General features: G+C 66.2%; 27 protein-coding genes. 21 read left to right on the forward strand and 6 right to left on the reverse strand.

The genetic code is table 11. The features are described 5' to 3' along the window. On the reverse strand, positions 1 to 942 hold the full coding sequence (locus MFF62_RS03815; RefSeq protein ID WP_238260260.1) for a glycine betaine ABC transporter substrate-binding protein: 942 nt from the start codon (positions 940 to 942) through the stop codon (positions 1 to 3). Positions 943 to 953: 11 nt separating this feature from the next. Further along, on the reverse strand, positions 954 to 1,667 hold the full coding sequence (locus MFF62_RS03820) for an ABC transporter permease (protein WP_238260269.1): 714 nt from the start codon (positions 1,665 to 1,667) through the stop codon (positions 954 to 956). Between the two features lie 678 nt (positions 1,668 to 2,345). Between MFF62_RS03820 and MFF62_RS03825 the strand changes: the two genes are divergently transcribed. The 6 genes from MFF62_RS03825 (at position 2,346) to MFF62_RS03850 (ending at position 9,002) form a co-directional block, all read left to right on the forward strand. Further along, positions 2,346 to 3,251 carry a pirin family protein gene (locus MFF62_RS03825; protein WP_238260271.1) on the forward strand — a complete coding sequence of 302 codons (906 nt, stop codon included), beginning with the start codon at positions 2,346 to 2,348 and terminating at the stop codon, positions 3,249 to 3,251. 299 nt (positions 3,252 to 3,550) lie between these two features. Then, positions 3,551 to 5,116, forward strand: a complete 1,566-nt coding sequence (locus tag MFF62_RS03830) for an ABC transporter ATP-binding protein (RefSeq protein WP_238260273.1) — start codon at positions 3,551 to 3,553, stop codon at positions 5,114 to 5,116. Beyond that, positions 5,109 to 6,200: an ABC transporter permease gene (locus MFF62_RS03835; RefSeq protein WP_238260275.1), complete on the forward strand. Its 1,092-nt coding sequence runs from the start codon at positions 5,109 to 5,111 to the stop codon at positions 6,198 to 6,200. The genes MFF62_RS03830 and MFF62_RS03835 overlap by 8 nt, the downstream gene beginning before the upstream one ends. Before the next feature lie 20 nt (positions 6,201 to 6,220). Continuing rightward, positions 6,221 to 7,141, forward strand: a complete 921-nt coding sequence (locus MFF62_RS03840) for an ABC transporter permease (RefSeq protein ID WP_238260276.1) — start codon at positions 6,221 to 6,223, stop codon at positions 7,139 to 7,141. A 99-nt stretch (positions 7,142 to 7,240) separates the two neighbouring features. Continuing rightward, positions 7,241 to 8,383: a BMP family ABC transporter substrate-binding protein gene (locus MFF62_RS03845; protein WP_238260279.1), complete on the forward strand. Its 1,143-nt coding sequence runs from the start codon at positions 7,241 to 7,243 to the stop codon at positions 8,381 to 8,383. A gap of 325 nt (positions 8,384 to 8,708) precedes the next feature. After that, on the forward strand, positions 8,709 to 9,002 hold the full coding sequence (locus MFF62_RS03850) for a YkvA family protein (protein WP_238260281.1): 294 nt from the start codon (positions 8,709 to 8,711) through the stop codon (positions 9,000 to 9,002). Between the two features lie 72 nt (positions 9,003 to 9,074). Here the strand turns inward: MFF62_RS03850 and MFF62_RS03855 are convergent, their stop codons facing one another. The 3 genes from MFF62_RS03855 to MFF62_RS03865 are packed head-to-tail and all read right to left on the reverse strand — an operon-like array spanning position 9,075 to position 11,227. Beyond that, positions 9,075 to 9,482, reverse strand: a complete 408-nt coding sequence (locus MFF62_RS03855; RefSeq protein WP_238260283.1) for a methylglyoxal synthase — start codon at positions 9,480 to 9,482, stop codon at positions 9,075 to 9,077. Then, positions 9,482 to 10,270: an SDR family oxidoreductase gene (locus tag MFF62_RS03860; RefSeq protein ID WP_238260285.1), complete on the reverse strand. Its 789-nt coding sequence runs from the start codon at positions 10,268 to 10,270 to the stop codon at positions 9,482 to 9,484. Before MFF62_RS03860 ends, MFF62_RS03855 begins: the two co-directional genes overlap by 1 nt. Before the next feature lie 45 nt (positions 10,271 to 10,315). Continuing rightward, positions 10,316 to 11,227, reverse strand: coding sequence for a DMT family transporter (locus MFF62_RS03865; protein ID WP_238260287.1), 912 nt, complete (start codon positions 11,225 to 11,227; stop codon positions 10,316 to 10,318). A 290-nt stretch (positions 11,228 to 11,517) separates the two neighbouring features. Between MFF62_RS03865 and MFF62_RS03870 the strand changes: the two genes are divergently transcribed. The 3 genes from MFF62_RS03870 to MFF62_RS03880 all read left to right on the forward strand — a co-directional run bounded on the left by MFF62_RS03870 (position 11,518) and on the right by MFF62_RS03880 (position 13,506). Next, a complete protein-coding gene (locus MFF62_RS03870) occupies positions 11,518 to 12,495 on the forward strand; it encodes a Bug family tripartite tricarboxylate transporter substrate binding protein (RefSeq protein ID WP_238260289.1) in 978 nt (325 codons plus the stop codon). Between the two features lie 102 nt (positions 12,496 to 12,597). After that, positions 12,598 to 13,248: a uracil phosphoribosyltransferase gene (gene upp / locus MFF62_RS03875; protein WP_238260291.1), complete on the forward strand. Its 651-nt coding sequence runs from the start codon at positions 12,598 to 12,600 to the stop codon at positions 13,246 to 13,248. A gap of 105 nt (positions 13,249 to 13,353) precedes the next feature. Next, the gene (locus MFF62_RS03880; protein WP_238260293.1) at positions 13,354 to 13,506 is read left to right on the forward strand and encodes a DUF3149 domain-containing protein; all 153 of its coding nucleotides are present in this window, start codon (positions 13,354 to 13,356) and stop codon (positions 13,504 to 13,506) included. Positions 13,507 to 13,566: 60 nt separating this feature from the next. Here the strand turns inward: MFF62_RS03880 and MFF62_RS03885 are convergent, their stop codons facing one another. Continuing rightward, entirely contained in the window at positions 13,567 to 15,093 is a 1,527-nt protein-coding gene (locus MFF62_RS03885) for a helicase HerA-like C-terminal domain-containing protein (protein ID WP_238260302.1), read from the reverse strand. 261 nt (positions 15,094 to 15,354) lie between these two features. Here MFF62_RS03885 and MFF62_RS03890 point away from each other — a divergent pair, with 261 nt between their 5' ends. The 12 genes from MFF62_RS03890 to MFF62_RS03945 all read left to right on the forward strand — a co-directional run bounded on the left by MFF62_RS03890 (position 15,355) and on the right by MFF62_RS03945 (position 26,343). Continuing rightward, positions 15,355 to 16,080, forward strand: a complete 726-nt coding sequence (locus MFF62_RS03890) for a YebC/PmpR family DNA-binding transcriptional regulator (protein ID WP_238260317.1) — start codon at positions 15,355 to 15,357, stop codon at positions 16,078 to 16,080. Positions 16,081 to 16,167: 87 nt separating this feature from the next. After that, positions 16,168 to 17,436, forward strand: coding sequence for a phosphoribosylamine--glycine ligase (gene purD, locus MFF62_RS03895; protein ID WP_238260326.1), 1,269 nt, complete (start codon positions 16,168 to 16,170; stop codon positions 17,434 to 17,436). A gap of 120 nt (positions 17,437 to 17,556) precedes the next feature. After that, positions 17,557 to 18,468 (forward strand): oxygen-dependent coproporphyrinogen oxidase, encoded by a 912-nt coding sequence (gene hemF, locus MFF62_RS03900; RefSeq protein WP_238260328.1) that lies wholly within the window; start codon positions 17,557 to 17,559, stop codon positions 18,466 to 18,468. A 5-nt stretch (positions 18,469 to 18,473) separates the two neighbouring features. Further along, positions 18,474 to 19,217: a nicotinate-nucleotide adenylyltransferase gene (locus tag MFF62_RS03905; RefSeq protein ID WP_238260335.1), complete on the forward strand. Its 744-nt coding sequence runs from the start codon at positions 18,474 to 18,476 to the stop codon at positions 19,215 to 19,217. A gap of 20 nt (positions 19,218 to 19,237) precedes the next feature. Continuing rightward, positions 19,238 to 20,026, forward strand: a complete 789-nt coding sequence (gene rsfS / locus MFF62_RS03910; RefSeq protein ID WP_238260344.1) for a ribosome silencing factor — start codon at positions 19,238 to 19,240, stop codon at positions 20,024 to 20,026. Between the two features lie 35 nt (positions 20,027 to 20,061). Further along, positions 20,062 to 20,541 (forward strand): 23S rRNA (pseudouridine(1915)-N(3))-methyltransferase RlmH, encoded by a 480-nt coding sequence (rlmH, locus tag MFF62_RS03915; RefSeq protein WP_238260346.1) that lies wholly within the window; start codon positions 20,062 to 20,064, stop codon positions 20,539 to 20,541. A gap of 54 nt (positions 20,542 to 20,595) precedes the next feature. After that, positions 20,596 to 21,198, forward strand: a complete 603-nt coding sequence (locus tag MFF62_RS03920; RefSeq protein ID WP_238260348.1) for a Maf family protein — start codon at positions 20,596 to 20,598, stop codon at positions 21,196 to 21,198. Positions 21,199 to 21,295: 97 nt separating this feature from the next. Continuing rightward, complete coding sequence (gene rng / locus MFF62_RS03925) at positions 21,296 to 22,753, forward strand: ribonuclease G (RefSeq protein WP_238260350.1); 1,458 nt, start codon at positions 21,296 to 21,298, stop codon at positions 22,751 to 22,753. A 227-nt stretch (positions 22,754 to 22,980) separates the two neighbouring features. Continuing rightward, positions 22,981 to 23,835, forward strand: coding sequence for a phosphonate ABC transporter ATP-binding protein (phnC, locus tag MFF62_RS03930; protein WP_238260360.1), 855 nt, complete (start codon positions 22,981 to 22,983; stop codon positions 23,833 to 23,835). 82 nt (positions 23,836 to 23,917) lie between these two features. Next, positions 23,918 to 24,907 (forward strand): phosphonate ABC transporter substrate-binding protein, encoded by a 990-nt coding sequence (phnD, locus tag MFF62_RS03935; RefSeq protein ID WP_238260369.1) that lies wholly within the window; start codon positions 23,918 to 23,920, stop codon positions 24,905 to 24,907. A 78-nt stretch (positions 24,908 to 24,985) separates the two neighbouring features. Further along, on the forward strand, positions 24,986 to 25,798 hold the full coding sequence (phnE, locus tag MFF62_RS03940; RefSeq protein ID WP_238260371.1) for a phosphonate ABC transporter, permease protein PhnE: 813 nt from the start codon (positions 24,986 to 24,988) through the stop codon (positions 25,796 to 25,798). Further along, positions 25,795 to 26,343 carry a phosphonate degradation HD-domain oxygenase gene (locus MFF62_RS03945; RefSeq protein ID WP_238260373.1) on the forward strand — a complete coding sequence of 183 codons (549 nt, stop codon included), beginning with the start codon at positions 25,795 to 25,797 and terminating at the stop codon, positions 26,341 to 26,343. The genes phnE and MFF62_RS03945 overlap by 4 nt, the downstream gene beginning before the upstream one ends. Positions 26,344 to 26,365 lie beyond the last annotated feature (22 nt).

Here is a 26,365-nt window from a genome sequence, read left to right on the forward strand (position 1 = left end):
TCAAAGCAGGCCGTGGGCGCGCAGGAAGTCGCCGGCCACCTTGTCCACGGGCTGCTGGTCGATGTCGACCTTGTAGTTCATGTCGGTCATGGCGGCGTTGTCGAGCTGGGCCGCCAGCGCGTTGAGCAGGCCCTCCAGTTCCGGATGGGCGTCGAGCACGGCGCGACGCACCACGGGCACCGCGTTGTACGGCGGGAAGTAGTGCAGGTCGTCCTCCAGCAGCACGAGGTCGAAGCCCTTGACGCGGCCATCGGTCGTGTAGACCAGGCCCAGGTCCACCTGGTTGTTCTTGAGCGCGGTGTAGACCAGGCCCGGATCGAGCTGGATCACGTCCTTGCGCGTGAACGGCAGCTTGTACGCGGCCTTCAGCGGCTCCAGGCCGTCGGGGCGCGCGGCGAACTCCATGTCCACGGCCAGCGGGTGCTTCTTGTCCTCGCCTTCGGCGCGCATCTTCTCGGCGTAGGCCGACAGCGTGCGGATATCGCCGGCACGCTCCTTCGGCATGGCGAACGCGTAGGTATTGTTGACCCGCGACGGTTCAAGCCAGACCAGTCCGCGCGCGGCGTCGAGTTCCTTCACGCGCTTGTAGCTTTCCGGGCCGTCGAGCTTTTCCTCGACCTTGTTGAACACGATCAGCGCGGTGCCGGTGTAGTCCCACACCACGTCCAGCTGGTTCGATTCCATCGCCTGGCGCATCAGCGTGCTGCCCAGGCCCGACGTCAGCGTGGCGTCGACACCCTTGGCCTTCAGGTATTGCGTCGTCATCGACGACAGGATCAGTTGTTCGGTGAAGTTCTTGCCGCCCACGCGCACGGGGCCGCCGCCTTCTTGCGCACGCGCCGGAGCCGAGCTCAACAGCAGCGCGGCCAGCACGGCGCCCACGGCGGCAAACAGCCAGAACGCACGGCCTTCCACCAGACGATTCACGGATTTCAGTTTCATACGACCCCTCGTTACGCCAGCCCGCGGCGGCGCAGATAGACGTGGCCGGCGGTGGCGAACAGCGCGTCCAGCGTCAGGGCCAGCAGCGCGGTAGCGGCGGCGCCCAGCAGCAGCAACGGCTGGTTGTTCAGGTAGATGCCCGGGAAGATCAGTTCGCCCAGGCTGTTCGCGCCGATCAGGAACGACAGCGGCACGGTGCCCACGTTGATCACCAGGCTGATGCGCACACCCGCCAGGATCACGGGCAGCGCGTTCGGCAGTTCCACGCGCACCAGGCGCTGGCACGGCGTCATGCCGATGCCGCGCGCCGCTTCCTTGAGCGCGGGCGACACGGTGCGCAGCCCTTCGTAGGTGTTGCGCACGATCGGCAGCAGCGACGCCAGCCACAGCGCCAGGATGGCCGGACGCTCGCCGATGCCCAGCACGGCCAGCGCCAGGGCCAGCACCGCCAGCGACGGCACGGTGTTGCCGATGTTGAAGACCTGCATGAGCCGGTCGGCCCAGCGGTGCATGCACGGGCGGCTCAGCGCGATGCCGGCCGGCACGCCGGTCAGCAGCGCCATGGCCATCGAGATCGCCACCAGCCGCAGGTGGTCGGCCACGTCGTAGAGCAGTCGGTCGTGGTACTGGCGGATGACATCGACGCCGATCCACGCGACCAGGCCGGCCAGCGCGACGACAACGACGCCACCCCAGGCCATGGCCCGGATGGTTCGTTTGGACATATTTCCCCTCTCCAACCCCGGCCACGGCAACGATCGTGAAATGCACGAATCGCCACATCCAGGATGCGGAAAACAAAGGGCCAGCGGAAATGTCGATGGGGGTGCCCGCCGGAACCCTGGTTCAGATTGTCTTGCCGCCATGACCGGCACGATTGCCAGCGGACGGACTTTTGGGTGAGGCACCAGCGTGGAAGCTGGCGGATCACCCGGCTGATGGGATTCAGGCGTCAGCCCAAACCCGCGGGAGCAGCGCAACCCAAAGGAAATAGTCCGATGGAGTTGGCCAGTGGCGGCGACTTGATGTCGTGTTGGAACGCGCTTTCGGTATGGCGCCGCCGGTCAATCGGCCGTTGCCAGACAACGGATTGCGCGGATTCGGGGTGCAGGCCGACCCAGCGCAATTATTGGCAACGGATGACAAAGAGACCGCTATTATACACAACTTCGTCGATCATGTCAGCCGGACCATTTCTATCCACGAAATAACGGCTTCCGATGGGAAATTTCGGGCAGATGCATCGTTGCGCAGATAGCCCAGATATCCTGCCAATCGTTCCACAGTCAGAACGATCTGTTGCCGGCTCAACCTCTACCGCTTTGGCGCCAAACCCTTAAATTGGCAGGGTAGCCACGGCGGCACGAACAAGAGCTCGCAGCCGCCCCAACAGGAGATTTCTCATGACCCGCATTTCCACCGTTCCGGCCACCGCCACGGAAACCGTGCAGCGCTCGCGCACCGTGGACCGTGTGGTGCGCGGCATTGCCACGTCCGACGGCGCCGGCGTCAAGCTGACGCGCGTGCTGACGCAGAACCTGCAGCGCCGGCTTGATCCGTTCCTGATGCTCGACGCCTTTGGCACCGACAACAAGGACGATTACATCGGCGGCTTCCCAGATCACCCGCACCGGGGCTTCGAGACCATCACGTACATGCTGGCCGGGCGCATGCGCCATCGCGACAGCGCCGGCCACGAGGGCCTGCTGGAAAACGGCGGCGCCCAGTGGATGGTGGCCGGATCGGGCGTGGTGCATTCGGAATTGCCCGAACAGGAGGATGGCCGGATGGAAGGCTTCCAGCTCTGGCTGAACCTGCCGGCGGCCGACAAGATGGCCACGCCCTGGTATCGCGACATGCCGGCGGCCGACATTCCCACCGTGGCGCTGCCTTCGGGCGGCACGGTGCGCGTGCTGGCCGGCGCTTCGCACGGCGTGGCCGGCGCGGTCACGCGGCCGGTCACCGAGCCGCTGTACCTGGACGTCCATTTGCCGGCCGGCCAGTCGTTCACCCAGGCGCTGCCTGCCGGGCATAACGCCTTCGTGTACGTGTACCGGGGCACGGTAAAGGTGGGGGACGCGGTGCTGGAAGCCCAGCGCATGGGCGTGCTGGACAACGTGGGCCAGTCCGACGGCGTGATCGTCTCGGCCGACGAGGACGCCCGCTTCCTGCTGATCGCCGGACAGCCTCTGAACGAGCCCATCGCCCAGTACGGCCCGTTCGTGATGAACACGCAGGAACAGATCTACCAGACGCTGGCCGATTTCCGTGAAGGCCGTTTCGCGGCGATTCCAGCCAGTTCCGCCTGACACACGTACTGACCAAGGTCAACCCTGACCGCCGCCCTGCCCTCGCCGGCAGCGCGGCGGTTTTTCTTTGGCAGTGTGGCCGGCACGCGACTTGCAACCTCCCGGTATCGGTTGTGGGGCACGGCTAGAGGGTCAGACTGGTCCGCCCGGACCCCACGCACTTATATAATCCACTCCAAATTCCGGACATCACGCTGTCATGATGATGACGACTTGCCGCGCGGCGATGCTGCGCCACGCACAGCCGTTGTCACGTGCCTGAACAGAACGTTGCTGCCACAACAATTCGAGCCGCCTCAGTGACATTACAAACCCCATCCAGGCTGGCGCTTGCACACATCACCAAGCGCTATCCCGGCGTGACCGCCAACGACGACGTCAGCCTGAGCGTCGGCCCCGGCGAGATCCACGCCGTCCTTGGCGAAAACGGCGCCGGCAAGTCCACCCTGATGAAGATCATCTTCGGCGCGGTTCGACCCGACGCCGGCGAGGTGCACTTCAATGGGGCGCCGGTTTCCATCGCCAGCCCGCACGACGCCCGCAACCTGGGCATCGCCATGGTCTTCCAGCATTTCTCGCTGTTCGACACGCTGACCGTGGCCGAGAACATCGCGCTGGGCCTGCCGCCCAAGGATGTCGGCAACATGAAGCAGCTGTCCGAGCGCATCCGCGCCACGGCCGAGCGCTATGGCTTGCCGCTGGAGCCGCAACGCCACGTGCATACGCTGTCAGTCGGCGAGCGCCAGCGCGTGGAGATCGTGCGCGCGCTGCTGGCCAACCCGCAACTGCTGATCCTGGACGAACCCACCTCGGTGCTGACGCCACAGGCCGTGGAAACGCTGTTCGTCACGCTGCGCCAGCTGGCGGCCGAGGGCACCAGCATTCTCTATATCAGCCACAAGCTCGACGAAATCCGCGCGCTGTGCCACCGGGCCACTGTGATGCGCATGGGCCGGGTCACCGGCACCTGCGACCCGCGCCAGCAAAGCGCGGCCGAGCTGTCGCGCATGATGATCGGCGGCGAACCGCCGCGCGAGGCGCGCGTGACCACCGAACGCGGGCCGGTGCTGCTGTCCGTGCGTGACCTGTCGATGCCGCGCGCGCACCAGTTCGCCACGGAATTGCAGCGCATCGCGCTGGACGTGCATGCCGGCGAGATCGTCGGCATCGCCGGCGTGTCGGGCAATGGCCAGCAGGAGCTGCTGGCGGCGTTGTCTGGCGAGGATGCCCGCGGCGGCGGCGCGGCCGTACACCTGGATGGCAAGCCCGTGGGCCGGCTCGACGCACGCGGCCGCCGCCGCGCGGGCCTGGCCTTCGTGCCCGAGGAACGGCTGGGCCGGGGCGCGGTGCCGGGCATGAGCCTGGCATCGAACGTCTGGCTGTCGCACCAGACCGCACCGTATGTGCACGGCGGCATGGTGTCGCCGAAGGCCGCCGAGGGGCTGGCCGCCAGTATCATCAACCGCTTCCGAGTCAAGGCCAGCGGCCCGATGGCGCTGGCGCGGAGCCTTTCGGGCGGCAACCTGCAGAAATTCATCGTGGGCCGCGAGATCGAGGCCGGCCCCAAGGTGCTGATCGTGGCGCAACCAACGTGGGGCGTGGATGTCGGCGCCGCCGCGCAGATCCACAACGAGATCCTGGCGCTCAAGGCCACCGGCTGCGCCATCCTGGTGGTATCGGAAGAACTCGACGAACTGTTCGCGATCTGCGACCGGCTTCATGTACTGGCCAAGGGCCACCTGTCGCCATCGATTCCGGTGGAGGTGGCCACGCGCGAGCAAGTCGGGCTGTGGATGAGCGGCCTCTGGGAAGGCGGACCGGCCAGCCAGCACGATCACGCCACGGAGAATTCCAGCCATGTCTAACCTGTCTCCCGTGGTACTCGCGCCGCGCGGCGTGCCGTCGCGCCGGATGGCCTATGCCTCGCCGGTGTTCGCACTGGTCCTGACGCTGCTGTTCGGCGCCCTGCTGTTCGTGGCGTTGGGCAAGGATCCGGCGGCGGGCCTCAAGGTCTTTCTGTTCGATCCACTCAAGGACAAGCGCGCCATCGGCGAAGTCCTGCTCAAGACCGTGCCGCTGGTGCTGTGCGCGCTCGGGCTTTCGGTCTGCTATCGCGCCAACGTCTGGAACATCGGCGCCGACGGCCAGCTGATTGCCGGCGGCATCCTGGCCGGTGCCACCGTGCTCTGGTTCGATACCCCGGGCACCACCTGGAGCGGCCCGGCCGTGCTGGTGATGGCGTCGATCGCGGGCTGTATCGGCGGCATGCTCTGGGCGTCGATCACCGCGCTGCTCAAGGACCGCTTCAACGCCAACGAGATCCTGGTGTCGCTGATGCTGACCTACATCGCCCAGCAGTTGCTGCTGTGGGTGGTCAACGGGCCGCTGAAGGACCCCAACGGGATGAACTTCCCGCAGTCGAAGGTGTTCTCGTCAATGTTCCTGCTGCCCAACCTGCTGCCGGGTTCGCGCCTGCACGTGGGCTTTGCCGTGATGCTGGTGCTGGTGGTGATCATGACGGTCTTCGTGTTCCGCAGCTTCGCGGGCTTCCGGCTGCAGGTAGGCGGCACGGCGCCGCTGGCCGCGCGCTACGCCGGCTTCTCGTCGCGCAGCGCGCTGTGGACGGCGCTGATGATCTCGGGCGCGTTCGCCGGCCTGGCGGGCGCCTTCGAGGTGACCGGCCCGATCGGCCAGTTGCTGCCGTCGATCTCGCCCGGCTATGGCTTTACCGCCATCATCGTCGCCTTCGTGGGCCGCCTGCATCCGGTGGGCGCCGTGTTCGGCGGCATCGTGATGTCGCTGTTCTATATCGGCGGCGAAATGGCGCAGTCGCGCCTGGGCATGCCGTCGGCACTGGGCTGGGTGTTCCAGGGCATGCTGCTGTTCTTCCTGCTGGCGTGCGACACGCTGATCGACAACCGCCTGCGCTGGCGCGCGCGTGCCGCCTGAGCCCGGAGCCACACGACAACATGGAACAACTTGCTCCCCTGATCGCCACCGCGATCAACGCCGGCACCCCGCTGCTGCTGGCCGCGCTGGGCCTGCTGATCAACGAACGCTCGGGCGTACTGAACCTGGGCGCCGAAGGCATGATGCTGGTGGCCGCCGCGTTCGGCTTCATGATCGGCTACCAGACGCAATCGCCGCTGCTGGGCTTCATCGCCGGCGCCGGCGCCGGCATGCTGATGGCCACGCTGTTCTCGTGGCTGGCGCTGGTGCTGGCCACCAACCAGGTAGCTACTGGCCTGGCGCTGTCGATCTTCGGCACCGGCCTGTCCGCGTTCATGGCGCAGCGCTTCGTGGGCCATGCCATGCCGGCCAAGGCCAGCGCGATTCCCGGCCTGGCCGACATCCCGTTTATCGGGCCGGCCTTCTTCCAGCATCACTGGATGGTCTACTTCAGCCTGCTGCTGTGTGCCGCCATCATGTGGTTCCTGTTCCGCACGCGCGCCGGCCTGACGCTGCGCGCCATCGGCGAGTCGCCTGAATCGGCGCATGCACTGGGCTACCCGGTGCGATGGATCCGCTTTGGCGCGCTGCTGTTCGGCGGCGCCTGCTGCGGGCTGGCCGGCGCGTATCTGTCGCTGGTGTACACCCCGATGTGGGTGGAAAACCTGGTGGCCGGGCGCGGCTGGATCGCGCTGGCGCTGACCACCTTTGCCACCTGGCGTCCGGGCCGCGTGCTGGTCGGCGCATGGCTGTTTGGCGGCGTGACGATCCTGCAGTTCTACCTGCAGGGCATTGGTGTATCGGTGCCGTCGCAATTCCTGTCGATGCTGCCGTATGCCGCCACCATCGTCGTGCTGGCCCTGATCTCGCGTAATCCGGCATGGATCCGCCTGAACATGCCCGCATCGCTGGGCAAGCCGTTCCGCCCGGGCAATGCCTGACCGTATCGAACTGCATTAAGAACGCATCACCGAAGCTTCAAAAACAAGAAAGCAGTATCCAGGCAACATCACAAAGACGTCTTATCTAGGAGAGATCGAATGATCGTGACACGCAGGACCACGCTGGCAGCCCTGGCCGCCACCGCCGTGCTGGCCCTGGCCGGCTGCGGCAAGAAGGAAGCCGAAAAGCCCGCCGAGACCGCTGCCCCGGCATCGGCCCCCACGGCCGCCGCAGCCGAGCCGCTGAAGGTAGCCTTTGTCTACATCGGCCCGGTCGGCGACGCCGGCTGGACCTTTGCCCACGACGCGGGCCGCAAGGCCGTGGAAGCCAAGTTTGGCGACAAGGTGAAGACCACGTACGTCGAGAACGTGCCCGAGTCTGCCGCCGATGCCGAGCGCGTGTTCCGCGACCTGGCCAGCCAGGGCAACAAGCTGATCTTCGGCACCACGTTCGGCTACATGGAGTCGATGCTGAAGGTGGCCAAGGAATTCCCGGACGTCAAGTTCGAGCACGCCACCGGCTTCAAGACCGCCGACAACCTGGCCCAGTACGACGTGCGCACCTATGAAGGCGCGTACCTCGCTGGCGTGGTGGCCGGCAAGATGAGCAAGAGCGGCAAGATGGGCGTGGTGGCATCGGTGCCGATTCCCGAGGTGATCCGCAACATCGACTCGTTCACGCTGGGCGCGCGCTCGGTCAACCCGAAGGCCACGGTCAAGGTGGTGTGGGTCAACAAGTGGTTCGATCCGGGCAAGGAACGCGAGGCTGCCACCACGCTGATCGGCCAGGGCGTGGACATGCTGATGCAGAACACCGACTCCGCCGCCGTGGTGCAGACCGCGCAGGAAAAAGGCGTGTACGCATTCGGCTGGGATAGCGACATGAGCCGCTTTGGCGAAAAGGCCCACCTGGCCGCGTCGGTCATCTCCTGGGGCGTCTACTACAACAAGGTCGTGGAAGACGTGCTGAACAACCAGTGGAAGAACAGCACCATCTGGTGGGGCCTCAAGGAAGGCATGATCGACCTGAAGGGCTTCAACGCCGTGGTGCCTGACGACGTCAAGACGCTGGTCGAAGAGCGCAAGAAGGGCATCGCCGACGGCAGCGCCCCGATCTGGAAGGGTCCGATCAAGGACAACACCGGCAAGGAACAGGTTGCCGGCGGCGCCGTGGCCGACGACAACTTCCTGCATGGCGTGAAGTTCTATGTGGAAGGCGTGGAAGGGAACGTGCCGGGTTAAGTCGGCGCGGTAGAGCGGCTCTCCCGCCGCTCCAAGCTCCCCTCTCCCGCTGCTGTTTGGCTCCCCTCTCCCGCTGCTGTTTGGCTCCCCTCTCCCGCATCGCGGGAGAGGGGTTGGGGGTGAGGGCGCAGCAGTTCAAAATGCGACCTGTCTCAGCTTGAACCGCACAGCCCTCACCCCCGCCCCTCTCCCGGAGGGAGAGGGGAGAAAACCAAAGGAGAGGGGAAACCATCGCAAGGAAGCAAAACGGGGAACTTGAATCTCCCTCCACCGGCCCAAGCTATTCGTTCATGCATTGCTGAACGTGTGACCAAGGAGGCCCATCATGTGGAAGCGATTTTCTGCCCTGTGGACGCTGGTGCGGCGTGACGGCCGGTTGTTCTGGTACGCGCTGCGCCACCCCGATGCGCCGCCCTGGCTCAAGCCGGCCGCGTTCGGGCTGTTGTTCTACGCGATCTCACCGATCGATCTGATTCCCGATGTGGTGGCGGGCTTAGGCATCGTCGACGACGTGGTGATCATTCCGCTGGCCGTGCACCTGATCCTGAAGCGCCTGCCGCCTCACATCCTGCGCCAGGCTGAGATGCGCGCCGCCGCGACGACGGTCAGACCCCGCTGACATCCATCGCGCAAAAAGAAAAACCGCTGCCGAGGCAGCGGTTTTTTTATGGCGCTTTTCGCGATGGAGCACTTACAACTTCGGCTCGAAGCAGTGACGCGCCAGTTCCACGACCATCAGTTCGGCCGTGGCCAGGTTGGTCGCGCACGGCACGTTGTGGACGTCGCACGCGCGTACCAGCGCGTTGATGTCCGGTTCGTGCGGCTGCGGCGTCATCGGGTCGCGCAGGAAGATCACGGCCGTGATCTCTCCTACTGCCAGTTGCGCGCCGATCTGCAGGTCGCCGCCCCACGGGCCCGACAGCATGCGCAGGACTTCGAGGCCGGTCTCGGCGGCGATGCGGCCACCGGTGGTGCCCGTGGCGATCAGTTCGCAGCGCGCCAGGAAGTCGCGATGCCGTCCCGCAAAGGCGACGATGTCGTCCTTCTTGTGGTCGTGCGCAATCAGGGCAATGCGCGGCCGCGCCTCGACTGCACCCATCAGAACGTCCCCGGGAAGGCGCCGCCGTCCAGCAGCACGTTCTGGCCGGTCATGTACGCGGCCTGCTTGCTGCACAGGAACGCGCACGTCGCGCCAAACTCGGCCGGCTCGCCGAAGCGGCGCGACGGGTTGGCGGCGGCACGGCGCTTGGCCATTTCCTCGATGCTGATGCCGGCCTTCTGCGCGCCGCCTTCCATCGTCTTCTTCAGACGGTCGGTGTCGAACGGCCCCGGCAGCAGGTTGTTCACGGTCACGCCGTGCTGCGCCACTTCGCGCGCCAGCCCGGCCACAAAGCCGGTCAGGCCCGAGCGGGCGCCATTCGACAGGCCCAGCACGTCGATCGGGGCCTTCACGGCACCGCTGGTGATGTTGATGATGCGGCCCCAGCGGCGCGCGATCATGCCGTCGATGGTGGCCTTGATCAGTTCGATCGGCGTCAGCATGTTGGCGTCCAGCGCAGCCAGCCACTCGTCGCGGCCCCAGTCGCGGAAATTGCCCGGCGGCGGGCCGCCAGCGTTGTTCACCAGGATGTCCAGGTCGCCCAACTTGGCCACGGCGTCCAGCGCCAGCTTGCGGCCTTCGGGCGTGGTGATGTCGGTGGCCACGGGCACCACGCGACGGCCATAGCGGGCGCGCAGTTCGGCCGCGGCCTTTTCCAGCGCCTCGGCGCCGCGCGCCACGATCACCACGTCGACGCCTTCGGCCGCGAGCGATTCGGCACACGCAAACCCAAGCCCCTTGCTAGCGCCGCACACCAGCGCATGCTTACCGCGCAGTCCAAAATCCATGGTCTCTCTCTCCTTGCTTGGTTGACTCTGTTCGAATGAGGTACTTCAGGTCTTGCGGCGCGACAGCAGGTACATGCCACCCAGCACCAGCGCGCTGCCCGCCAGTTGCACGCCGGTAACGGGCTCGCCCAGCAGCCAGAACGCCAGCGCCAACGTCGACACGGGTCCGATCATGCCGGCTTGCGACGCCATCGGCGCCCCGATGCGCGCCACGGCGATCATCGTCAGCGACACCGGCAGCACCGTGCACAACACGGCATTGATGACCGACAGCCAGAGCACCGGCGCCGGCTGCGCCAGTTCCGCCAGCGGGCGGCCCAGCGCGACGTACTGGATCACGCAGCACAGCGTGGACACGCACATCGCGTAGGCCACCAGCCGCAGCGAGCCCACGCGCTTGACCAGCTCGCCGCTCAGGATCAGGTACACACCATACGACAACGCGCTGGCCAGCACCAGCGCGCCGCCCAGCCATACCTGGTTGCCGCTGACGTCGAGGTCATGCGCGAACACCAGCACGATGCCGGCGTAGGCCAGCGCCAGCGACATCCACTGGCGGGGGTGAATGGTCCGGCGCAGGCCCAGCGCCGTGAACAGCAGCACGAACGATGGCGTCAAGAACAGGATCAGCCGCTCCAGCCCGGCCGTGATGTATTGCAGGCCCAGGAAGTCGAGAAAACTCGACAGGTAGTAGCCGATGATGCCCAGGAACACGACGCGGCCGCGATCGGCCCACGACAGCGGCGGCAGCTTGCGCGCCTGCCACCAGCCGATGGCCAGGAACAGCGGCACCGCGAACAGCATGCGCAGCGTGATGACCATCACCGCATCCACGTTGTAGCGGTACATGAGCTTGGCGACGATGGCCTTGGCGGAAAACAGCACGGCGCCAATGGCGGCGGTGGCGAGTCCGACACGCTGCGTGGCTGCCACGGCGGCGGACGTTGTGGCGGCCATTTCGGTGGACGACGGGGAGGATGCGGACTTCTGGGACGCTGGCACGGGGGGACGCTGGAATCTCGGGCGCCGGGCCGGCGAACAGGCCGGTGGCGCGACTGAACCCGCCGATTGTATGTCAAAAGGCGCCGCCGCTCCGGGCGTCATTTCATGGCCGATTCCGCCTGGCGACTGATGCCATCCTCCCCCCGGCGGCATTGCCTTCTTTCCAATACAATGACTCGCGCCGCGCCCCGCACTGCAACGGTGCAGGCCGGCCCCAAAAACAATATCCCGGAGACTTTCGAGCCATGTCGCTCCCTCGCATTGCCGCGCCTGCCGCCGTATCCCTGGCCCTGCTGGCCGCCGCCACCGGCGCCCACGCCGCCGACGCATTCCCGACCAAGCCGGTCCGCTTTATCGTGCCCTACGCTGCCGGTGGCACCACCGACCTGGTCGCGCGCACCGTCGGGCAGCGTGTGGGCGAAAAGCTCGGGCAGCCCGTGGTGATCGAAAACCGGCCGGGCGCCGGCGGCAACATCGGCATGGAAGCGGTGGCCAAGGCCCCGGCCGACGGCTACACCATCGGCTTTGGCGCCATCTCGACGAACGCGCTCAACCCGCATATCTACAAGCACGTGCCGTTCGATCCGCGCCGCGACTTCACGGCCATCAGCCTGCTGGGCACGTCGACCATCGTGCTCGAAGTCAGCAACGACCTGCCGGTGAAAACCGTGCCGGAACTGATTGCGTACGCCAAGGCGCACCCGGGGCTGACCTACGCCACGGCCGGCACGGGCACGTCGATGCACCTGGCCGGCGCGATGTTCTCGCAGATGACCCAGACCGGCCTGACCCACGTGCCGTACAAAGGCAGCAGCCCGGCCATCAACGACATGCTCGGCGGTCATATCCAGGTGATGTTCGACAACCTGCCGGCGTCGCTGCCCCATATCCAGGCCGGCAAGCTTCGTGCGCTGGCCGTGGCGGGCAAGACGCGTGCGCCGTCGCTGCCCAACGTGCCCACGCTGGCCGAGGCCGGACTGCCTGGCTACGCCGTGGAGCCCTGGTTTGGCGTGTACGGCCCGGCTAACCTGCCGGCGCCGGTCACGCAGGCGCTCAATGCCGCATTCGTCGAGGCGCTGGCCCGGCCCGACGTGCGCGACAAGCTGGCCCAGGCCGGCTTCAATCCGAAGGGATCAAGCGCCGCCGAGTTGCAGACGCTGACGCTGAGCGAGTACGAGCGTTTCGGAAAAGTCGCAAAATCGGCTGCCATCACGGTCGACTAAGGGGCCGGCGGGCTCCCAGCGGGGTCCGTGCATCCGATACAATCGCGCTGCATCGGGCCACGCCTTCTCTGGCTGGCCCTCACCGTATCTGCCGAGCCCGCCATGAAACAGGATCCCCGCTTTCCCAACCTCTTCATCCTCAATCACCCGCTGATCCAGCACAAGCTCTCGCACATGCGCGACAAGGAAACGTCGACGCGCACGTTCCGCGAGCTGCTGCGCGAGATCACGCTGCTGATGGGCTACGAGATCACCCGCAACCTGCCGCTGACCACGCGCCGCATCGAGTCGCCGCTGGTGGAGCTGGACGCACCGGTGATCGCCGGCAAGAAGCTGACGATCGTGCCCGTGCTGCGCGCCGGCGTGGGCATGAGCGATGGCCTGGTGGAACTGATTCCGTCGGCCCGTATCGGCCATATCGGCGTGTACCGCGACGAACAGCACCGCCCGGTGGAATACCTGGTGCGCCTGCCCGACCTGGAAGACCGTTCGTTCATCCTGTGCGATCCGATGGTCGCCACGGGCTACTCGGCCGCGCATGCGGTGGATGTGCTCAAGCGCCGCGGCGTGCCCGACGAGGCCATCACGTTCGTGGCCCTGGTGGCTGCGCCCGAAGGCGTCGAGGTGTTCCAGAAGGCCCACCCGGGCGTGAAGCTCTTCGTGGCCTCGCTGGACAGCCACCTGGACGAGCACGCGTACATCGTTCCGGGCCTGGGCGATGCGGGCGACCGCCTGTTCGGCACCAAGAACTAAGGCATCCGACCGCGCGGCGCTTGATGCGCCTCAATGTTCATGGGGATTGACTGCTCCAGACTGGGCATGCCCTCCGCGGCATATTCAATGGAAGGAGCCAACCCCATGGAAGCACTGAAGATCCTGACCACCTCGGCCACCGGCCTGGCCAGCCTGGCCGTCATCGCATTCATCATCGGCATGGCTGCGTTCTTCGCCAGCCTGTTCGCACGCAAGGCGCGCGAGGATGCCGAGGCCGCCCGCCGCGGTCTGGATTGATCGCGTAGCACCCAACGAAAAACGCCCGCCGAAGCGGGCGTTTTTTATGGGCCGGCGCGCTTACTTGCGCTTGCCGCCGCCGAGCAGACTACCCAGCACGCCGCGAATCAGTTCGCGGCCCACCTGCGATCCAACCGTGCGCGCGGCCGATTTGGCCACCGACTCCAGGATCGAATCGCCGCGCCCGGTCTTGCCGGTGCCGCGCGTGAGCGTGCCGAAGACCTCGCCCATCCAGCCGCCCTCTTCCTTGCCAGCATCCTCTGGCTTGGCCACCCCGGCGCCAGTGGGAGCGGGAGCGCCCTTGGCGGCGGCGGCCGCGTCGCCGCGCAGTTTCTCGTAGGCCGATTCGCGATCGATGGTCTTCTCGTAGGTGCCCGCTACCAGCGAGTTCGCGATCAGCGCCTTGCGTTCGTCGTCGTTGACCGGGCCGATGCGGCTGCCCGGCGCCAGCACCCAGGCGCGCTCGGTCACGCCGGGCGTGCCCTTGGCATCGAGGCAGGACACCAGCGCCTCGCCCACGCCCAGTTCGCCGATCACCTGTTCCAGGTCGAGCTTCGGATTGGCGCGCATGGTGGTGGCCGCCACCTTCACCGCCTTCTGGTCGCGCGGTGTGAACGCGCGCAGCGCGTGCTGCACGCGGTTGCCGAGCTGGCCCAGCACCGTGTCCGGGATATCGACGGGATTCTGCGTGACGAAGTACACGCCCACGCCCTTGGATCGCACCAGGCGCACGACCTGCTCGATCTTGTCGAGCAGCCCCTTGGGCGCGTCGTTGAACAGCAGGTGCGCCTCGTCGAAGAAGAACACGAGCTTGGGCTTGTCCAGGTCGCCGGCCTCGGGCAGCTTCTCGAACAATTCCGACAGCATCCACAGCAGGAACGTGGCGTACAGGCGCGGCGCGTTCATGAGCTTGTCGGCCGCCAGGATATTGATGACGCCCTGGCCGCGCTCGGTCTGGATGAAGTCCTCCAGGTTCAGCATCGGCTCGCCGAAAAACTTGTCGGCACCCTGGGACTCCAGCGCAATCAGGCCGCGCTGGATGGCCCCGATCGACGCCGACGAGATGTTGCCGTACTCCGTGGTGAATTGGCTGGCGTTGTCGCCCACGTACTGCAGCATCGCGCGCAGATCCTTGGCGTCCAGCAGCAGCAGGCCGTTAGCGTCGGCAATGCGGAACACCAGGTTCAGCACGCCCTGCTGGGTGTCGTTGAGTTCCAGCATGCGCGACAGCAGCAGCGGACCCATGTGCGACACCGTCGCGCGAACCGGGTGGCCCTTTTCGCCAAACACGTCCCACAGCGTGGTCGGGCAGGCGCCCCAGACCGGCTCCTCCAAGCCGTGTTCCGCCAGGCGGGCCTTGAGCTTGTCGGACGCCTGGCCCACTTGGGAAATGCCGGTCAGATCACCTTTGACGTCCGCCATGAAGACGGGCACACCAAGCCGGGAGAAGCCCTGGGCCAGCGTTTGCAGGGTGACGGTCTTGCCGGTGCCGGTGGCGCCCGTGATCAGGCCGTGCCGGTTGCCCATTTCGGGCAGCAGCACCAGTTCGTGGTCGGCGTTCTTGGCGATGAGGATGGGATCGGCCATGGCGGGTCTCGGCGGTGGGCGGTCAGGGGCGGGAATCCGGCGCCATGCACGGGTGACAAACCATACATGGCACTGCGTAGCGGCAGGGGCGCGTGATAAAATCCTGCGCTGATTATAGCCAGCAGATCGGCACATCAATCACATGGCGTGGCCGCCGAATTGCCAGGATGGGTCCCAGGGATCGTCCGGCCACGGCTCCCGCCGGCGCAATGCCGCCGGGTTTCCACGCCACACGACACGTATTCCGCCTCGGAGAGAAACATGGCCGGTCATTCCAAATGGGCCAATATCAAACACAAGAAAGCTGCCGCCGACGCCAAGCGCGGCAAGGTCTGGACGCGCCTGATCAAGGAAATCACCGTTGCCGCCAAGCTCGGCGGCGGTGAAGTGGACTCGAATCCGCGCCTGCGCCTGGCCATGGAAAAGGCCATGGACGCGAACATGCCCAAGGACAACATCCAGCGCGCGATCCAGCGCGGCGTGGGTGGCCTTGAAGGCGCGAACTACGAAGAAATCCGTTACGAGGGCTACGGCCTGGCCGGCGCCGCGATCATCGTCGACTGCCTGACCGACAACCGTACCCGTACCGTGGCCGAAGTGCGCCATGCGTTCTCCAAGCACGGCGGCAACATGGGCACCGAAGGCTCCGTGGCCTTCATGTTCACGCACTGCGGGCAGTTCCTGTACGGGCCGGATACGCCCGAGGACAAGCTCATGGATGCTGCGCTGGAAGCCGGCGCGGACGACGTGGTGACCAATGACGACGGTTCGATCGAAGTCACCTGCCCGCCCAACGACTTCGCCACGGTCAAGGCCGCGCTGGAAGCCGCCGGGTTCAAGGCCGAGGTGGCCGACGTGGTGATGAAGCCGCAGAACGAGGTGAGCTTTACCGGCGACGACGCCGCCAAGATGCAGAAGCTGCTGGACGCGCTGGAAAACCTGGACGACGTACAGGAAGTCTTCACCAACGCGGTGATCGAGGAATAAGGTCCTCCATCGCGCCCCCCACGGCGGCAGCCCGGCCTCAAGTCCAGCTGCCGCTTTTCGCATGCGTTTCTTTTCTGGCAGTGGATCATGAAAGTTTTGGTTGTCGGTTCCGGTGGGCGTGAGCACGCACTGGCCTGGAAGTTGGCCCAGTCGCCCAAGATGCAGGTCGTCTACGTGGCTCCGGGCAACGGGGGCACGGCGCTCGACAAGCGTCTGCAGAACGTGCCGCTGACCGACCCCGAGGTGCTGGCCGCCTTCGTGGAACGTGAAGGCGTGGCCTTCACCGTGGTCGGCCCCGAGGCGCCGCTGGCCGCCGGCATCGTCGACGTGTTCCGCGCGCGCGGACTGCGCATCTTCGGGCCCACCAAGGCCGCCGCGCAGCTGGAGTCGTCGAAGGACTTCGCCAAGGCTTTCATGCATCGCCACGGCATCCCCACTGCGTACTACAAGACTTTCTCCGAAGCCGCCGGCGCCCATGCCTATATCGACGCGCAGGGCGCGCCGATCGTGATCAAGGCCGACGGCCTGGCCGCGGGCAAGGGCGTGGTGGTGGCGATGTCGCTGGAAGAAGCGCACGCCGCCGTGGACATGATGCTGGCCGACAACAAGCTTGGCGACGCCGGTGCCCGCGTGGTGATCGAGGAATTCCTGGAAGGCGAGGAAGCCAGCTTCATCGTCATGGTCGACGGCAAGAACGTGCTGGCCCTGGCCACCAGCCAGGACCACAAGCGCCTGCAGGACGGCGACGCCGGCCCCAACACGGGCGGCATGGGCGCCTATTCGCCGGCCCCGGTGGTGACGCCGGCCCTGCACGCCCGCGCGCTGCGCGAGATCATCATGCCCACCGTGCGCGGCATGGAAAAGGACGGCATCCCGTTCACGGGTTTCCTGTACGCCGGCCTGATGATCGACAAGGAAGGCAACCCCAAGACGCTGGAATTCAATTGCCGCATGGGCGACCCCGAAACGCAGCCGATCATGGCCCGCCTGAAGACGGACCTGGTGGACGTGATGGAAGCCGCCGTCGACGGCAAGCTGGACCAGGTGGAACTGGACTGGGACCGCCGCACCGCGCTGGGCGTGGTCATGGCCGCCTACGACTATCCGGAAAACCCGCGCCGTGGCGATGCCATCACGGGCATCCCGGCCGAGACCGACGACGCCGTGACGTTCCACGCAGGCACCACGCTGCAGGACGGCACGCTGCGCACGTCCGGTGGCCGTGTGCTGTGCGTGGTGGGCCTGGCCGATACGGTCAAGGCTGCGCAGAAGAACGCCTATGCCGCCGTGGAGCAGATCCGCTTCGACGGCATGCAGTTCCGCACCGACATTGGCTACCGCGCCATCAAGCGCTGAGCCGGTCAGGCCATCGATTCGCCCCGCGCCCCGTGGGGGGAATCGAGCCGGTACAATCGTGACACCGCGATGACGGCCGGCCCCGCCGTCTTTGCACCGGCTTACCCTCAAGCGTCCATCATGATCGATTCCCAGGCAGTCCGTGACTATCTGCTCGGCCTGCAAGACCGCATCACCGACGCCGTTGGCGCCATCGACGGCCAGGCGTTCCTGACCGATAGCTGGGAAAAGCCGCCCACCGAGCGCCTGCGCGGCAGTGGCCGCACGCGCATCCTGGAAGGCGGTGCGGTGATGGAACGGGCCGGGGTGGGCTTTTCGCACGTGCGCGGCGACACCCTGCCGCCATCGGCCAGCGCCAACCGGCCCGAACTGGCCGGGCGCAGCTTCGAGGCGATGGGCGTGTCGCTGGTGTTCCATCCGCGCAATCCGTACGCGCCCACGGTGCATATGAACGTGCGCTGCTTCATCGCCGTGAAGCCCGACGCGGAGCCGGTCTGGTGGTTTGGCGGCGGCATGGACCTGACGCCCTACTACGGCAACGCCGAAGACTGCGCGCACTTCCACCGCACCTGCCGTGATTCGCTGCAACCGTTTGGCGACGACCTGTATCCGCGCTTCAAGCAGTGGTGCGACGAGTATTTCTTCCTCAAGCATCGCGGCGAGGCGCGCGGCATCGGCGGCATCTTCTTCGACGACTTTTCCGCACCGGGCTTCGACCAGAGCTTTGCCATGATGCAATCGGTCGGTGACGCCTTCCTGGACGCCTACGTGCCGATCCTGAACGCACGCAAGGACACGGCCTATGGCGAGCGCGAGCGCGATTTCCAGGCGTACCGGCGCGGGCGCTACGTCGAATTCAACCTGGTATTCGACCGCGGCACGCTGTTCGGCCTGCAGTCGGGCGGCCGCGCCGAGTCGATCCTGATGTCGATGCCGCCGCAAGTGACCTGGCGCTATGACTGGCAGCCGCAGCCCGGCACCCCGGAAGCCGCGCTTTATACCGATTTCCTGCCGGCGCGCGCGTGGGCCTGAAGCCGATGACCGAAGCTACCCAAGTATCTGCACCCAGCGCCCCCACCGGCAACGCCAAGCGCCCCTACCGCCTGGGTATCCTAGGCGGCACTTTTGACCCGCCGCATCGCGGCCATGTTGCGCTGGCCCAACTCTGCATCGATCACCTGGACCTGGACGAACTGGTCTGGATTCCCACCGGCCACTCGTGGCAGAAAGGCGCCCATGTGACGTCGGCCGCCGACCGCTACGCCATGACCGAACTGGCCGCCGCGTCGCTGGAGCCGGGCCGCGCCAAGGTACGCGTGAGCCGCATCGAAGTGGACCGCGACGGCCCCAGCTATACGATCGACACGGTGCGGCACCTGCGCGACGAATACGGCGCCGACACCTCGATGTCCTGGCTGATGGGCGCCGACCAGTTGCTGCGCCTGCACACGTGGCACGGCTGGGAAGCCCTGTTCGAACAGGTGCACCTGTGCATCGCCACGCGGCCCGGTTTTCACCTGGACGAACTGGAAGGGCCGGTGCTTGCCGCGCTGCAGGAACGACTGGCGGACACGCACCTGATACAATGCTCGCCCTCCGGACATATGTGGATCGACCAGACGCTTGCCGTCGACCTGTCGTCCACCGGCCTGCGTGAGCACCTGGCCGAGGGCCTGCTGCCGGACCAGACGGATGACCGTTTGCCGGCCGGCGTGGCACACTACATCGCGCGTCACGGGTTGTACCGACACCCCTCGCCCGACGCGCCCCTACCCGAATGAAGCTGAACAAGAAAGACACCATGGATATTCGTAAACTGCAGCGCGCGATCGTCGACGGACTCGAGGATGTGAAGGCGCAGGACATCAAGGTGTTCGACACCACTCACCTGACCGAACTGTTCGACCGGGTGGTGATCGCCAGCGGCAATTCGAACCGCCAGACCAAGGCGCTGGCGGCGTCGGTACGGGACACGGTGAAGGACGCCGGCGGCCATATCGTGGCCGTGGAAGGCCTGGAGACTGGCGAATGGGTGCTGGTGGACTGCGGCGACGCCGTGGTGCACATCCTGCAGCCGCAACTGCGCCTGTACTACAACCTTGAAGAAATCTGGGGCGACAAGCCGGTCCGCGTGAAGCTGGCCGCCGCCCGTGGCCTGGCCAAGGCCAGCGAGCCGGTGGACGACGAGGACGCCGAACCGGCACCGCGCGTGCGCCGCGCTTCGAACCTGCGTCCGTCGCTGGCCCGCCTGCCTGAAGGCATGAAGGAGCCGTCGCCGCCGATGGGCCACGAGGACACCGATCCGGACGCACTGGCCACCATGGGCGCCCGCGCGCGCAAGGCCAGCGCGGCCCGCAAGACGTCGACTGGCACGCCCGCCAAGGCCCCGGCTCGCAAGACCGCCACTGGCACCGCCGCCAAGGCTCCGGCTCGCAAGACGGCTGCCACCAAGACGGCCGCCAAGGCGCCTGCACGCAAGGCCGCCACCGGCACCGCCGCCAAGGCTCCGGCCCGCAAGACGGCTGCCACCAAGACGGCTGCCAAGGCTCCGGCCGCCAAGAAGGCCGCGCCGCGCAAGCGTTCGGCCTGATCCGCTCCTGAAGCACAGACCACCGGGCATTTCACATGCAACTCGTGATCGTGGCCGTCGGCCACAAGATGCCCGCGTGGATCGAATCCGGCTTTGCCGAGTATGCCAAGCGCATGCCGCCAGAGCTGCGCATCGAACTACGCGAAGTCAAGCCGGAGGCCCGCTCGTCCAGCAACAACGCCGCCACCGTGATGCAACGTGAGGCAGCGCGCATCGATGCGGTGCTGGGATCGTTGTCGAAGCAGTTGCGCATCGTCGCGCTCGACGAACGCGGCAAGGACTGGACCACCATCCAGTTGTCCGAGCAACTGACCGGCTGGCAACGCGACGGCGGCGACGTCGCCTTCCTGATCGGCGGCGCCGACGGCCTCGATCCCGCGCTCAAGGCGCGCGCCCAGACCCTGATACGCCTGTCCAGCCTGACCCTGCCGCACGGCATGGTGCGCGTGCTGCTGGCCGAGCAGTTGTACCGGGCCTGGTCGGTGACGCAGAATCACCCGTATCACCGCGTCTGAATTCCTTCCCCCTGGGGAGCAAGGCCAACGCGGGTGCAACCAAACAGGCCCATCGTGACCTCCATCCTCTACCTTGCCTCCCAATCCCCACGCCGCCGCGAACTGCTGACGCAGCTTGGTGTGCAGTACGAACTGCTGCTGGCCGATGCCTCCGAAGATGCCGAGGCGCTCGAAGCCGTGCTGCCGGGGGAATCGCCCGACGCCTACGTGCAGCGCGTGTGCGCGCTGAAGGCCGATGCGGCACTGCAGCGCCGCATCCGGCGCGGGCTGTCCGATGCGCCGATCCTGACGTCGGACACCACGGTCTGCCGTGGCGGCGACATCCTTGGCAAGCCCGCCGACGCCGCCGATGCGGCCAGCATGCTTGGCGCGCTGTCCGGCACCACGCACCGCGTGCTGACCGCCGTGACCGTGGTCTCCGCGCTGGGCCCGCGCCACGCGCTGTCGATCTCGCACGTCACTTTCCGCACCATGAGCACGGCCGAGATCGACCGCTACGTGGCCAGCGGCGAACCGCTCGGCAAGGCCGGTGCGTATGGCATCCAGGGCCGCGCGGCGGAATTCGTGGAGCGTATCGACGGAAGCTATTCGGGTATCATGGGTCTACCCTTGTTCGAGACGGCGGCGCTGCTGCGCGAGGCGGATCTGCGCTTCTGACGCTGCCTCCGTCCGGTCAGGGACTCAGGGGTCAGATGCCCGGTCACGCCGGGCGACAACAACAAGCGCCGGCAGACCGGCGACGGCATCCATCGCTATGACCGAAGACATCCTCGTCAATATCACGCCGCAAGAAACCCGCGTGGCCATCGTGCAGCAGGCGGCCGTGCAGGAACTGCATGTCGAACGCACGCTCACGCGCGGGCTGGTCGGCAACATCTACCTGGGCAAGGTCGTGCGCGTGCTGCCGGGCATGCAGTCGGCATTCATTGATGTGGGCCTGGAGCGCGCGGCGTTCCTGCACGTGGCCGACATCTGGCATCCGCGCGACGGCGAAAAGAACGGCCACCTGGCCATCGAGAAAACGCTGTTCGAAGGCCAGGCGCTGATGGTGCAGGTCATCAAGGACCCCATCGGCACAAAGGGCGCGCGGCTGTCCACGCAGGTCAGCATTGCCGGCCGCACGCTGGTGTACCTGCCGCAGGACCCGCACATCGGCATTTCGCAGCGCATCGAAGGCGAGGTGGATCGCGAAGCGCTGCGCACACGCGTGCAGGGCCTGGTGCCGCAGGACGAGCGCGGCGGCTTTATCGTGCGAACGATCGCCGAAGAAGCCAGCAACGACGAACTGAGCAACGACATCTCGTACCTGCGCAAGATCTGGGCAACGATCCGGCAGAACGCCACGGCACTGCCCGCACCGAGCCTGCTGTACCAGGACCTGAACCTGGCGCAGCGCGTGCTGCGCGACTTCATCAACGACGCCACGGGCGTGATCCAGGTGGACTCGCGCGAGAACTTCGTGAAGCTCGTGGAGTTTGCGCAGGAATACACGCCGGCGGTGCTGCCGCGCCTGTCGCACTACACCGGCGAGCGTCCGATCTTCGACCTGTTCAATATCGACGCGGAAATCGAGCGGGCGTTGTCGCGCCGCGTGGACCTGAAGTCCGGCGGCTACCTGATGATCGACCAGACCGAGGCGATGACGACGATCGACGTCAACACGGGCGGCTATGTCGGCGCCCGCAACTTCGACGACACGATCTTCAAGACCAACCTCGAAGCCGCGCACACCATCGCGCGCCAGCTGCGCCTGCGCAACCTGGGCGGCATCATCATCATCGACTTCATCGACATGGAGAACCTGGAACATCGCGACGCGGTGCTCTCGGAACTCAAGCGCGCGCTGTCACGCGACCGCACGCGCATCACGGTGAACGGCTTCTCGCAGCTTGGCCTGGTGGAGATGACGCGCAAGCGCACGCGCGAATCGCTGGCGCACGTGCTGTGCGAACAATGCCCGGTCTGCACCGGCAAGGGCCAGGTCAAGACCGCGCGCACCGCCTGCTACGACATCCTGCGCGAGATCATGCGCGAATCGCGCCAGTTCAACCCGCGCGAATTCCGCATCCTGGCCTCGCAGCAGGTCATCGACCTGTTCCTCGAAGAGGAAAGCCAGCACCTTGCCATGCTGGGCGACTTCATCGGCAAGCCAATCTCGCTGCAGGTGGAATCGACGTTCCATCAGGAACAGTACGACATTATTTTGATGTAACGCCTGCATCGCTGCCCCCCCTCGTTTTCTCGCCTCCTCCCGCTAGTTTTCCTCCCCTCTCCCACTTTGTGGGAGAGGGGAGCAAACCCGGGGGCAAGCCGGGGGGAAAATCCCCCTGCGTCCCCAAAGCCACTCCCCTCCCCGCATCAAAATTCCTCTGCCTGAAGTCATCGTTCTGTCATCGACCCTCGCCAGAATGCGCAAGTCATTCAAGCAAGGGAGTCGACATGACGCATGCAATCGAAGTCCGCGGGCTGAGCAAATCGTTCCGCGCGGACCGCAAGGCGCTTGACGACGTCACGCTGCACATCGCCCCCGGCGAAATGGTTGCCCTGCTGGGCGCCTCGGGTTCGGGCAAGTCGACGCTGCTGCGCCACGTGGCCGGCTTTGTCGCTGGCGACGCCGGGTCGGGCGAGATTCTCGTCAACGGCCGCATGGTGCAACGCAACGGTCGTCTGGCGCGCAACGTCCGCAAGGTACGTGCAGAGATTGGTTTCGTTTTCCAGCAGTTCAACCTGGTAGGCCGCCTGCCGGTGATCACCAACGTGCTGGTCGGCATGCTGACGCGTGTACCGGCGTGGCGCAGCCTGATCCGCTATTTCAAGGCTGATGAAGTACAAACCGGGCTCGATGCGTTGGCGCAAGTTGGTATAGACGACTATGCGTTTCAGCGTGCCTCGACGCTGTCGGGCGGCCAGCAGCAGCGCGCCGCGATTGCGCGCACGCTGGTGCAGAACGCCAGCGTGATCCTGGCCGACGAGCCGATCGCGTCGCTCGATCCCGAGTCGTCGCGCCGTGTGATGTCGCTGCTGGCGCAGATCAACCGCACGCGCAAGGTTGCCGTGGTGGTGTCGCTGCACCAGGTGGACGTGGCCATGCGCTACTGCCCGCGCGTGGTGGCGCTGCGCAACGGCAAGGTGGTCTATGACGGCCCGTCGGCCGCGCTGACCCCCAAGATGCTGCGCGACCTGTATGGCACCGAGGCCGACGAGCTGCTGCACGACACCGTGCCCGAGGAGTCGGCACCCGTCGAAGGCATGCCCGCGCCGGCCATGGTCCGCATGGACCTGGCCACGGCCTGATCAGCTTTCCAGCACTACCGCATTCCCCAACGTACCGATTCAACCCAAGCGCGTTTCCCCTCTTTCAAAAACGGAGTTTTCAATGCTTCGCAGAACTTTCCTCGCAGTCGTGGCCTCGGGTGTCGTAGCGCTGCCCGCCTTCGCCCAGGACGCCAAGACCCTGAACATCGGCTTTATCTCGACGGAGTCGTCGTCGAACCTGAAGAATGCCTGGCAACCCGTGATCGACGACCTGAGCAAGGCGCTCGGCGTGCCGGTCAAGCCGTTCTTCGCCTCGGACTACGCCGGCATCATCGAAGGCATCCGCTTCAACAAGGTGCAGATCGCCTGGCTGGGCAACAAGTCGGCCATGGAAGCCGTGGACCGCGCCAACGGCGAAGTGTTCGCGTCGGTGATCGACAAGGACGGCAACCCGGGCTACTGGTCGCTGCTGATCGTGCGCAAGGACAGCGACATCAAGTCGGTGGAAGACGTGCTCAAGCGTGGCAAGGAACTGAGCTACGGCGCCGGCGATCCGAACTCGACGTCGGGCACTGCCGTGCCGGGCTACTACCTGTGGGCCGCCAACAAGGTCGATCCGAAGACGCTGTTCAAGGCCGTGCGTATCAGCAACCACGAAACGAACCTGCTGTCGGTGCTGAACAAGCAGGTGGACGTGGCCGTGAACAACACCGAGAACTTCGAGCGCTATCGCCTGAACACCGGCAAGAACGCCTATGACGAAGTGCGCGTGCTGTGGAAGTCGCCGCTGATCCCGGCCGATCCGATGGTCTATCGCAAGGACCTGTCGCCCGAGCTGAAGAAGAAGATCCAGACCTTCTTCGTCAACTACGGCAAGGGTGCCGACGCCGCACGCGAGAAGCAGAACCTGGTCACGCTGACGTACCAGGGCTTCCGCGCATCGAGCGATGCCCAGCTGGTGCCGATCCGCCAGATCGAACTGGCCCGCGAAAAGGCCAAGATCGAGACGGACAGCACGCTGGCCACCGCCGACAAGGAAAAGAAGCTGGCCGACGTGACCAAGCGCCTGGCCGAGCTGGACAAGGCCGCCGCCACCACCACGCAGCAGTAAGCCGTACCTGAAACCGGCGGCGCCCGTGCGGGCGTTGCCGGTTTTCACCGTTTCAAGTCTTCATTTCCGGATAGTCCGATGACCGCCACCGCCAAGCCTGGCCTGCCCCCTTCGCCCCAAAGTACCGTACGGCCACCGCGCACGTCCTTATCCGTGATGCTGGTCTGGGCCATCGTGCTGGCCATGCTCGCCATGTCGTGGCAAGGCGCCGACATGCGCCCGCTGGACCTGCTGCGCGACTCCGGCAACATGGCCAAGTTTGCCGCCGATTTCTTCCCGCCCAACTTCCGCGACTGGCACAACTATCTCGACGAGATGCTCGTGACCGTGCAGATCGCGCTGTGGGGTACCGCACTGGCCGTGCTGATGGCCGTGCCGCTGGGCCTGCTGTGCTCGGCCAACATCGTGCCGGTGTGGGTGTACCAGCCGGCCCGCCGCATCATGGACGCCTGCCGCGCCATCAACGAGATGGTGTTTGCAATGCTGTTCATCGTGGCCGTCGGCCTGGGCCCGTTCGCCGGCGTGCTGGCCATCTGGATCCATACGATGGGCGTGCTGGCCAAGCTGTTTGCCGAAGCCGTCGAAGCCATCGATCCGCGTCCCGTGGAAGGCGTGCGCGCCACCGGCGCCGGCCCCATCGAGGAAATTGTCTACGGCGTGATTCCGCAGGTGCTGCCGCTGTGGCTGTCGTTTGCGCTGTACCGCTTCGAGTCGAACGTGCGCTCGGCATCGGTGGTGGGCATCGTGGGTGCCGGCGGCATCGGCACCGTGCTGTGGGAAATCATCCGCAGCTTCCAGTACGCCCAGACCTGCGCCGTGATGATCATCATCATCCTGTTCGTGGTCGCCATCGACGTGACCTCGGCCCAGATCCGCAAGGTGCTCGTATGAACGCCCCCGTCACGATGACGCTGTCCCACATAGCCACGCTATTCGAAAAGCACGGCACCGCGTACTACGGCGGCGAGGCCATCAGCCAGACCGCCCACGCGCTGCAGTGCGCCCAACTGGCCGAGCAGGCCGGCGAGCGCGATGCGATGGTCGTCGCCGCGCTGCTGCACGACGTGGGCCACCTGATGCTGGCCGAAAGCAGCACCACCGACATGCGCCACCAGGAAGCCGCTGCCGACGCGCTGGCTGAACTGTTCGGCGCCGACGTCACCGAGCCGATCCGCATGCACGTGGCCGCCAAGCGCTACCTGTGCGCGGTGGACCCGGCCTACTTCGATACGCTGTCGCCGGCATCCGTCCACAGCCTCCGGCTCCAGGGCGGCGTGTATGACGATGGGCAGGCCGAGACGTTTGCCGAGCAAGCGCATGCGCTGGAAGCCGTGCGCCTGCGCCGGTACGATGACCTGGCGAAAGTGGTCGACCTGACCACCCCGCCGCTGTCGCACTATCTCGACATGGCGGCGCGCTGCGCCCGCCAGGCGTGACGGGACCAGACAGGGATCGACT

The organism is Cupriavidus pauculus, from assembly GCF_022179805.1.
GTDB lineage: Bacteria > Pseudomonadota > Gammaproteobacteria > Burkholderiales > Burkholderiaceae > Cupriavidus > Cupriavidus pauculus_E.

Bases quoted from the DNA above. Each gene is read 5' to 3' on its own strand.
- MFF62_RS03815 (WP_238260260.1), bottom strand. From the start codon at position 942: ATGAAACTGAAATCCGTGAATCGTCTGGTGGAAGGCCGTGCGTTCTGG.
- MFF62_RS03820 (WP_238260269.1), bottom strand. From the start codon at position 1,667: ATGTCCAAACGAACCATCCGGGCCATGGCCTGGGGTGGCGTCGTTGTC.
- MFF62_RS03825 (WP_238260271.1), top strand. From the start codon at position 2,346: ATGACCCGCATTTCCACCGTTCCGGCCACCGCCACGGAAACCGTGCAG.
- MFF62_RS03835 (WP_238260275.1), top strand. From the start codon at position 5,109: ATGTCTAACCTGTCTCCCGTGGTACTCGCGCCGCGCGGCGTGCCGTCG.
- MFF62_RS03840 (WP_238260276.1), top strand. From the start codon at position 6,221: ATGGAACAACTTGCTCCCCTGATCGCCACCGCGATCAACGCCGGCACC.
- MFF62_RS03845 (WP_238260279.1), top strand. From the start codon at position 7,241: ATGATCGTGACACGCAGGACCACGCTGGCAGCCCTGGCCGCCACCGCC.
- MFF62_RS03850 (WP_238260281.1), top strand. From the start codon at position 8,709: ATGTGGAAGCGATTTTCTGCCCTGTGGACGCTGGTGCGGCGTGACGGC.
- MFF62_RS03855 (WP_238260283.1), bottom strand. From the start codon at position 9,482: ATGGGTGCAGTCGAGGCGCGGCCGCGCATTGCCCTGATTGCGCACGAC.
- MFF62_RS03860 (WP_238260285.1), bottom strand. From the start codon at position 10,270: ATGGATTTTGGACTGCGCGGTAAGCATGCGCTGGTGTGCGGCGCTAGC.
- MFF62_RS03865 (WP_238260287.1), bottom strand. From the start codon at position 11,227: ATGGCCGCCACAACGTCCGCCGCCGTGGCAGCCACGCAGCGTGTCGGA.
- MFF62_RS03870 (WP_238260289.1), top strand. From the start codon at position 11,518: ATGTCGCTCCCTCGCATTGCCGCGCCTGCCGCCGTATCCCTGGCCCTG.
- upp (WP_238260291.1), top strand. From the start codon at position 12,598: ATGAAACAGGATCCCCGCTTTCCCAACCTCTTCATCCTCAATCACCCG.
- MFF62_RS03880 (WP_238260293.1), top strand. From the start codon at position 13,354: ATGGAAGCACTGAAGATCCTGACCACCTCGGCCACCGGCCTGGCCAGC.
- MFF62_RS03885 (WP_238260302.1), bottom strand. From the start codon at position 15,093: ATGGCCGATCCCATCCTCATCGCCAAGAACGCCGACCACGAACTGGTG.
- MFF62_RS03890 (WP_238260317.1), top strand. From the start codon at position 15,355: ATGGCCGGTCATTCCAAATGGGCCAATATCAAACACAAGAAAGCTGCC.
- purD (WP_238260326.1), top strand. From the start codon at position 16,168: ATGAAAGTTTTGGTTGTCGGTTCCGGTGGGCGTGAGCACGCACTGGCC.
- hemF (WP_238260328.1), top strand. From the start codon at position 17,557: ATGATCGATTCCCAGGCAGTCCGTGACTATCTGCTCGGCCTGCAAGAC.
- MFF62_RS03905 (WP_238260335.1), top strand. From the start codon at position 18,474: ATGACCGAAGCTACCCAAGTATCTGCACCCAGCGCCCCCACCGGCAAC.
- rsfS (WP_238260344.1), top strand. From the start codon at position 19,238: ATGGATATTCGTAAACTGCAGCGCGCGATCGTCGACGGACTCGAGGAT.
- rlmH (WP_238260346.1), top strand. From the start codon at position 20,062: ATGCAACTCGTGATCGTGGCCGTCGGCCACAAGATGCCCGCGTGGATC.
- rng (WP_238260350.1), top strand. From the start codon at position 21,296: ATGACCGAAGACATCCTCGTCAATATCACGCCGCAAGAAACCCGCGTG.
- phnC (WP_238260360.1), top strand. From the start codon at position 22,981: ATGACGCATGCAATCGAAGTCCGCGGGCTGAGCAAATCGTTCCGCGCG.
- phnD (WP_238260369.1), top strand. From the start codon at position 23,918: ATGCTTCGCAGAACTTTCCTCGCAGTCGTGGCCTCGGGTGTCGTAGCG.
- phnE (WP_238260371.1), top strand. From the start codon at position 24,986: ATGACCGCCACCGCCAAGCCTGGCCTGCCCCCTTCGCCCCAAAGTACC.
- MFF62_RS03945 (WP_238260373.1), top strand. From the start codon at position 25,795: ATGAACGCCCCCGTCACGATGACGCTGTCCCACATAGCCACGCTATTC.